The following is a 5,482-nucleotide window of genomic DNA, read 5'->3' as shown; positions in this document are numbered from 1 at the left end:
GCCGCCAAAACCCCGTCCAGCAGCTTGCGGCTCTCCCGCTTCCGCCCCAGCAGGTCCATGAAGTTCCTGGCGGTGGACGAGCTGGTGAAGGTGATGACGTGGGGGCGGCGGGCGGGCGAGCGCAGCAGCGCCTGCAGGCGGCGGCGCGAGCGCGCCGGAATGACCGTCTCGTAGGCTTCGATCACGTCCACGCGCGCGCCGGCCCGGCGCAAGTCGCGAGGCAGCACGTCGCGGGCGACTTTGGCGCGCACCAACAGCACCCGTTTTCCTCTCACCTTGCCGCGCAGCGCGGCGACCACGGACTCGGCCACGTACTCCCGCGGCATCACCTGGACGCGCAGGCCGCGCTTCTGGATGGCAGCGCGCGTCGCCGGGCCGATGGCGGCGAGGCGCAGGCGCTTGAGGTGGCGCGCGGTGAGTCGCAGCTTCTTCAGCCGTGCGAAGAGCGCCTCCACGCCGTTGACGCTGGTCAGCACCAGCCAGTCGTACTCCGCGATGCGGCGCAGCGCTTGGTCGAGCGGGCGATAAGAGCGCGGCGGGCGGATCTCGATGGAGGGGATCTCCAGCACAGTCGCGCCCTGGCGGCGCAACAGCCGGGCCAGGGCCGCGGCCTGACGGCGGGCGCGGGTGACCAGCACCCGCTGGCCGGCGAGCGGCGGAGATGGACGGTGCGTCTTCTTCACGGCTGTTGCGGCACCACGGCGGCGGCGCCGTAGACTTCCTTCAGGATCTGGTCGGCGCCGCGCTCGAGCAGGGTGCGGCCGACCTCGATGCCCAGATTCTCCGGGTCGTCGCCCAAGCGGGACTCGCGCAGCAGCTTGGAGCCATCCGGGCGCGCCACCACGGCCGTGAGCTGCAGTTGTTTTCCCGCGCGCTCAGCGTGCGCCCCGATGGGCACCTGGCAGCCTCCCCCCAGGGCGTTGAGCAGGGCGCGCTCGCAGAGGGTGGCCGCCCGGGCGTCCGCGTCGTCCAGAAAGCGCAGCGCTTCCAGGGTAGCCGCATCGCCAGCGCGCGCCTCGATGCCGAGCGCGCCCTGCCCCGCCGCCGGGCACATGGTCCCGATGGGGATCAGCTCGCGGACCATCTCGGTGCGGTCCAGGCGGTTGAGTCCGGCGGCGGCCAGCACGATGGCGTCGAAGTCGCCCGCCTGTAGCTTGCGCAGGCGCGTGTCGACGTTGCCGCGCAGAGAGAGGACCTCCAGGTCGGGGCGGACGCCCTTGAGCTGGGCCTGGCGGCGCAGGCTGCTGGTGCCCACGCGCGCGCCCTGGGGAAGGTCGGCCAGGCGCTCGAACTTCACCGAGAGCAGCGCGTCTTGCGGGTTCTCGCGCCGCGGGATGGCGGCCAGGCGGAAGCCGGCGGGCAGTTCCGTGGGCAGGTCCTTCAGGCTATGCACGGCCAGGTCCACCTTGCCTTCGGCCAGCGCCTCTTCGATCTCCTTGGTGAACATCCCTTTGGTGCCGACCTGGGAGAGCGCCACCTCGGTGATCTTGTCGCCGGTGGTCTTGATGATCTGGATCTCGACCTCATGCCCGCGCTGGCGCAGCAGCCCAGCGATATGGTTCGCCTGCCAGAGGGCGAGCTGGGAGCCGCGCGAGCCGATGCGCAGACGGGCCATCACTCGCCGCTTCCCTTCTTCCCGGCGTCGTCGAGATTGAAGAGGCGGCGGATGAGTTCGATGACGCTGGTGGCCTCGGGTTCGCGGGCGGCGCTCTTCAGGGTGGTGATGGGAGTGTGCAGCACCTTGTTCACGATGCCGCGGGTCATGGCCTCGATGGCCATCTCCTGTTCCGGGGTGAGGGCGCCCAGGCGGCCGCGCACCCGGTCGATCTCGGCCTGGCGCACCAATTCGAGCTGCTCCTGGAGCGACACGATGGTGGGCACCACGCTCAGCGTCTGGGCGCGGGCGGCGAAGCGCTCGACCTCGCCGTCCACGATGGCCTGGGCGCGCTCGGCCTCGCGGCGGCGGTCGGCCACGTGCGACGACACCACCTGCTGCAGGTCGTCGATGTCGTAGAGGAAGACGCCGTCCACCTTGTTCATCTCCGGGTCCACGTCGCGGGGGACGGCGATGTCGATGAAGAACATGGGGCGGTTCTTGCGCCGGCTCATGAACAACTCGCCGTGCTCCCGGCGGAAGATGGCGTGCGGCGCGCCCGTCGAGGTGATCACGATGTCGGCCTGGTCCACGTGGTCGTAGAGTTCCTGGTAGGGGAAGGTGGCGCCGTGGAACTTGTCGGCCAGTTGGCGGGCGCGCTCGGGAGTGCGGTTGACCACGAAGATGGAGCCGGCGCCATGGGCCAGCAGGTGGCGCGCCGCCAGCTCGCTCATCTTGCCCGCGCCCACCAGGAAGACCTTCTGCCCCGAGAGCGAGCCGAAGATCTTCTGCGCCAGCTCCACCGCCACCGAGGCCACCGAGACCGCGGAGGAGCCGATGGCGGTCTCGCTGCGCACGCGCTTGGCCACGGCAAAGGCGCGGGTGAGCAGGGCGTCGAGGCGGCCGCCGGCGGCGCCCGCGGCCCGCGCCAGCGCGAAGGCTTCCTTGATCTGGCCCAGGATCTGGGGCTCGCCCACCACCATGGAGTCCAGGCTGGAGGCTACGCGGAAGATGTGGCGCACCACCTCGCGCTCGCGATACTCGTAGAGGTATTTGTCGAAGTCCGCGGGCTCGACGGCGAAGTACTGTCCCAGGAAGCCGCGCAGGTCGGTGGAGCCGTTCCTGGCGTGGGCCAGCAGTTCCACCCGGTTGCAGGTGGAGAGCACCATGGCCTCTTCCACCCCGGGATAGGCGAGCAGGCGGCGGTTGGCCTCTCCCAGGCGGTCCTCGGGGATGGCCAGGCGCTCGCGCACCTCGACCGGGGCCGAGTTGTGGTTCACGCCGATGAGAAAGAAGTTCATTGCGCGATGAAGCTGTGCACGCTGCTGAAGTAGTTGGCCGCCCAGGCGCCGAGCGCCACCACGAAGATCACCGAGACCAGGTAGGCGGCACGGCGTCCGCGCCAGCCCGCGTGCCAGCGCGAGTACAGCAGCACCACGTACACCGCCCACATCAGCAGCGAGAGCACGATCTTGGGGTCGTGGAAGTAAGCCGGACCGAAGCGGGCCTGCGCGATCACCGCCCCCGCGATCAGCCCCAGGGTCATGAAGGGGAAGCCCAGCACCAGGGAGCGATAGCCGAGCTTGTCCATGGTGTCGAGGGCGGGCAGGCGCTCCAGGATGCCCAGCGGTCGCTTGGCCTTCAGACTGTGCTCCTGCAGGATGTAGATCACGCTGGCGGCAAAGCTGAAGAAGAGCGCGCCGTAGCCGGCGAAGACCAGGGCGACGTGCAGGATGATCCAGCCGCTGCGCAGCAGGGGCGAGGAGAACTGGGGCGGGTCCTGGCCGATGGCGGCGGTCAGCGCCAGCACGAAGACCATGGGAAAGACGAACATGCCCGGCGCCAGGGTGCGGTAGCCGGAGTAGAAGAGCAGGAAGACAGCCAGGATGAGGAAGGCCAGCAAGGACTCGGCGCGATGGACGGAGCCCAGCAGGTGACCGGCGCCGGCGGCGTCCTCTACCAGGGAAACCAGGTGGAAGGAGAAGCCCAGGCCGATGCAGGGGACGACGATGCGGGCCAGCCACTCGCCGCGGCGCGAGAGCGCCAGCAGGGCGTAGGCCAGCCCCACGCCGTAGAAGATCAGGGCCACCCGGAGCCAGAGCAGCGACATCATCCCGCCGCAATTCTAACAAGGACGGCGCACACCCGGCTTGTGACGAGCGTCACAGGGAGGGGGTCGGCCTATAGGCCCAGCCCCTCGAGCAGGCCCTCGATGTCGGCGGCGTCCACGCGCAGGCGCCGGCCCTCTTGCTGAAAGTCCGCCGCCTGGTCGAAGGCGCGGAAGAGGCGCATCTTGGCCACTGCATACTGCTCGGCCTCGGTGAGTTCGCGGCCGTGGGCCTGGGCCCAGGCGCGCAGCGCCTCCGGCTTCACCAGGATGCTGCTGGAGACCATGGTCTTGCGGTCCGCGGTGACGTCGAAGATGAACTCGGTGGCGGGAGCGTCGAGGTCGCCGGGCAGGGCCGCCCGCTTGCCCACGAAGTAGTACTGATAGACGAAGCCCATCTCGCCGGTATAGGTCTTCATGCGGCGGACGGTCACGCTTCCTCTCTCATTCCGCCGGCGCCTCGCGCAGCCGCGCCGCCGCCGTTTCCGAACTCACCGGGGTGAAGTACACCTCTTTGAAGGTGTAGGACTTGGCCTTGCTGGCCAGGATGGGCAGGATCTCGATGTGCCAGTGGTAGTCGTCGTCGATGGTCTTCCAGTACTCCAGCACCTCGGAGCGATGCATGGAATTGGGCGCGGTGTGCAGCACCAGGTGGAAGCTGTCGGTGAGGGAGCGGATGCGGATGAGGGTGCGGCGCAGCAGCGCGGCCAGATCGCTCAGCGAACCCGACTTCACCAGCACGGTGTGCTCGAAAGCGGCGTCGTGGACGCGGGGCACGATCCAGGTCTCGAAGGGGACGCGCGGTGCGTAAGGACAGCAAGCCACGAAGTCGCCGCGGTGCTCCACGATGCGCGTGCCCTCGCGCTCCTCCTGGGCCAGGATGTCGCAGAAGACGCAGCGCTCCTTCTGCTCGTAGTACTGCTTGGCGGCGCGCAATTCGTAGAGCACGCGCCGGGGCACGAAGGTGGTGGCGGTCAGCTCGCAGACCGGGTGCTCGATCTCCTGCCCGGAAAAGGCGCCGTGGTTCTTGAGGATGGTGACGTACTTGAAGCGGCGGTCGCGCTTGAGGTCCTGGATGCGCTGGGCGGCCAGCTTGAAGAACTGCGCCAATTCGGCGTCGGAGGCCTGCCAGAGCTGGCGGTCGTGCCGGGGATTTTCCACCAGCACTTCGTGCGCGCCCACCGTGCGCATGCGGTCGTAGATGCCTTCGCCGCGACGCTGGGGCTCGCCTTCCACCCGGTACAGCGCCATGGGGTGCACCACCGCGCGCGCCGACCAGGGCCCGCCGTCCACCGAGGGCATGGTCGAAACCACCTGGGGCGCGCTCTTGGCCTCGGGGCAGTAGGGGCAGGCGCCTTCCTCGCGCCGGGCACTCTCGAAGTCGTCGCCGGTGATGACCCAGGAGCGGGTGATGGGGTCCTTGCGCAGTTCCATGGCCGTAGGATAAATGCTTCCACGCTCCCGCGCTATAATCGCGGCAACCGAAACTCTGCCGCGATGAGCGATCCCTCCACGCCGCGCTCCGGCCCACCCGCCTCCACCGAGGCGACCACCCCGCTGATGCGGCAGTACGCCGCGCTCAAGAAGGAGCATCCCAACGCCCTGCTCTTCTTCCGCCTGGGCGACTTCTACGAACTGTTCTTCGAGGATGCGGTGGTGGCGGCGCGCGAGCTGCAGATCACCCTGACCGCGCGCAACAAGGAGAAGGGCGTGGCCGTGCCCATGTGCGGCGTCCCCTACCACGCCGCCGAGAACTACATCGCCAAGCTCATCCGCAAGGG

The 5,482-nt window shown here is 69.1% G+C and carries 7 protein-coding genes; 1 reads left to right on the top strand and 6 read right to left on the bottom strand.

The window, feature by feature from the left end; translation table 11 throughout:
• The 6 genes from VEG08_06505 to VEG08_06480 form a co-directional block, all read right to left on the bottom strand.
• Window positions 1-683 (bottom strand): uroporphyrinogen-III synthase (locus tag VEG08_06505; protein HXZ27636.1); only part of this gene is annotated, 683 nt, incomplete at its 3' end.
• Window positions 680-1,615 (bottom strand): hydroxymethylbilane synthase, encoded by a 936-nt coding sequence (gene hemC / locus VEG08_06500; GenBank protein ID HXZ27635.1) that lies wholly within the window; start codon window positions 1,613-1,615, stop codon window positions 680-682. The genes VEG08_06505 and hemC, both read right to left, overlap by 4 nt.
• A complete protein-coding gene (gene hemA / locus VEG08_06495) occupies window positions 1,615-2,895 on the bottom strand; it encodes a glutamyl-tRNA reductase (GenBank protein ID HXZ27634.1) in 1,281 nt (426 codons plus the stop codon). The genes hemC and hemA overlap by 1 nt, the downstream gene beginning before the upstream one ends.
• Window positions 2,892-3,707, bottom strand: coding sequence for a cytochrome c biogenesis protein CcsA (ccsA, locus tag VEG08_06490; protein ID HXZ27633.1), 816 nt, complete (start codon window positions 3,705-3,707; stop codon window positions 2,892-2,894). The genes hemA and ccsA overlap by 4 nt, the downstream gene beginning before the upstream one ends.
• Before the next feature lie 68 nt (window positions 3,708-3,775).
• Window positions 3,776-4,135: a hypothetical protein gene (locus tag VEG08_06485; protein HXZ27632.1), complete on the bottom strand. Its 360-nt coding sequence runs from the start codon at window positions 4,133-4,135 to the stop codon at window positions 3,776-3,778.
• 10 nt (window positions 4,136-4,145) lie between these two features.
• Window positions 4,146-5,135, bottom strand: a complete 990-nt coding sequence (locus VEG08_06480; protein HXZ27631.1) for a DUF4931 domain-containing protein — start codon at window positions 5,133-5,135, stop codon at window positions 4,146-4,148.
• Window positions 5,136-5,198: 63 nt separating this feature from the next.
• Between VEG08_06480 and VEG08_06475 the strand changes: the two genes are divergently transcribed.
• On the top strand, window positions 5,199-5,482 hold a 284-nt coding region (locus tag VEG08_06475; protein HXZ27630.1), incomplete at its 3' end, for a hypothetical protein.

The sequence above is a fragment of the Terriglobales bacterium genome (genome assembly GCA_035624475.1).
Lineage (GTDB): Bacteria > Acidobacteriota > Terriglobia > Terriglobales > Acidobacteriaceae > DASPRL01.
Note: the sequence above shows the minus strand (reverse complement) of the source record. Positions and strands in the feature narration are given on the sequence as shown.

Excerpts from the sequence above, each read along its gene's own strand:
- hemC (HXZ27635.1), bottom strand. The coding sequence starts at position 1,615 with ATGGCCCGTCTGCGCATCGGCTCGCGCGGCTCCCAGCTCGCCCTCTGG.
- hemA (HXZ27634.1), bottom strand. The coding sequence starts at position 2,895 with ATGAACTTCTTTCTCATCGGCGTGAACCACAACTCGGCCCCGGTCGAG.
- ccsA (HXZ27633.1), bottom strand. The coding sequence starts at position 3,707 with ATGATGTCGCTGCTCTGGCTCCGGGTGGCCCTGATCTTCTACGGCGTG.
- VEG08_06480 (HXZ27631.1), bottom strand. The coding sequence starts at position 5,135 with ATGGAACTGCGCAAGGACCCCATCACCCGCTCCTGGGTCATCACCGGC.